1 protein-coding gene is annotated in these 1,660 nt (G+C 68.9%); it reads right to left on the bottom strand.

What is annotated here, in order from left to right:
* Positions 1–32 precede the first annotated feature (32 nt).
* Positions 33–1,585, bottom strand: a protein-coding gene (locus Q7A36_RS39665) for an IS3 family transposase (RefSeq protein ID WP_305109297.1) whose coding sequence is annotated in 2 segments (ribosomal slippage) — positions 33–1,126 and positions 1,126–1,585 — 1,554 coding nt in all. Because the reading frame shifts where the segments join, the coding sequence is not laid out codon by codon here.
* Positions 1,586–1,660: the final 75 nt, after the last annotated feature.

Below are 1,660 nucleotides of genomic sequence, written 5' to 3'. Positions count from 1 at the left end.
CGGTGTTTGTCAAAGGAGTTGTCCGGCGCTCGTCATGCGGCTTCTCTGATTTTGCGGTTGCTGATGTCGCGCTCGGGGTTGAGGCAGACGTCACCGACCGGTGCCCAGTTTCGGATCTCGCGTGACCATCGCGTGGGGTTGGCAGCGCGAGCTTCGGTATAGAGCTGGGTGCGGCGCTCGAGGAGCACGCGATCCTCGCCGGCATGTCGGGCGCTGGGCGTGACGAACTGGATCGCGCTATGGCGGTGCTCGTGGTTGTACCAGGTCACGAAACGAGCGACCCAGTGCTGCGCGTTTTCCCTGCTGGCGAACCCCGATGTTGGCCAGTCCGGCCGGTACTTGCAGGTCCTGAACAGGGCTTCGGAGAATGGGTTGTCGTCGCTGACCCGCGGCCGGGAGTAGGAGGCAATAACACCGAGCCGCTCGAGGGTGGCCTTCATGGTCGCACCCTTCATCGGGCTGCCGTTGTCGGCGTGCAGGACGAGAGGGCGGGTGACGCAGCCTTCGGCCCAGACCGCCTTGCGGACGAGCTCGGCTGCCAGCTCGGCAGCTTCGCGCTCGTGGACCTCCCAGCCGACGATCTTTCGGCTGTAGATGTCGAGGATGAGGTAGAGATAGAAGAACCCGCCCCGGATCGGACCGGGCACCCAGGTGATGTCCCAGCTCCACACTTCACAGGGACCGCGGGCGCGGTGGCTGGTCGGCGGTGGGCGACGCGCCGGTGGCCTGGCCCGGCCACGGTGGTGCTGCTGATCCTCGGCCCGCAGGATGCGGTAGAAGCTGGCTTCTGAGGCGAGGTAGCGTCCCTGGTCTGCGAGGCGGGGCACGATCTGGCTCGGCGGCAGGCTTTTGAAGGCCTCACTGTTGCAGGCGTCCAGCACGGCCCGCCGTTCCGCCTCGGACAGTTTGTTGGCCGGTGCTGGGCGAGGTGCTGCCGGGCGGCGGTCTCCGGGCGCGCCGTCCCTGGCCCGCCAGCGGCGAAAGGTCCGCTCGTCGAGCCCGAGTTCAGCGCAGGCCGGGGCGCGCCGCGCGCCGGCCGCGACAGCCTGGTCGATCAGCGCGATGGCGTTCTGGCGATCCGGGGTGCTGATCATGCGTCCTCGCCGTCCCCCCAGATCGCCGCGGCGTTTTTTCGCAACACCAGCAGTGCCGCCGCCTCCGCGAGTGCCTTCTCCTTGCGCGCCAGGTCGCGCTCGAGCGCCTTGACGCGCTTCTTGTCCTCCCTGGTCGCCTGGCCCAGCCGGTGGCTGCTGGCGCGCTCCCAGTCGTTGGCCTGCTCGCAGGCGGTCCGCCAGGCCTGGATCTGCTCGGGGTAGAGCCCTCGCTGGCGGCAGTAGGCGGCCAGATCGGCCTCGTTCAGGGCGGCGGTCTCGAGGACGGCAGCGAACTTGTCGCGCGACGACCAACCCTCCGGGCCGGCATCGGCATCGGGCAGGAGCCGGCCCTGGCTGCGCGCCTCGCGGCGCCAGGCGTGCAGGGTTGCCTCGGAGATCCCTTCCTCCTTGGCCAGCTGCCGCACGGGGACCGCGTTCGGTGGCTCCAGCTTCCTCAGAACCGCCGCGCGGCGTTCCGTCGAGTAGGCCAACTCATCCCTCCGTCCCGCCCCTCTGAAAATGAGAGATCATCTCAAGGCGCCGGACAACTTCCCTGACATAGGGGG

The organism is Paracraurococcus lichenis (genome assembly GCF_030657435.1).
GTDB lineage: Bacteria > Pseudomonadota > Alphaproteobacteria > Acetobacterales > Acetobacteraceae > Paracraurococcus > Paracraurococcus lichenis.
The sequence above is the reverse complement of the archived record's forward strand: the minus strand, read 5'-3'. Positions and strand labels throughout refer to the sequence as shown.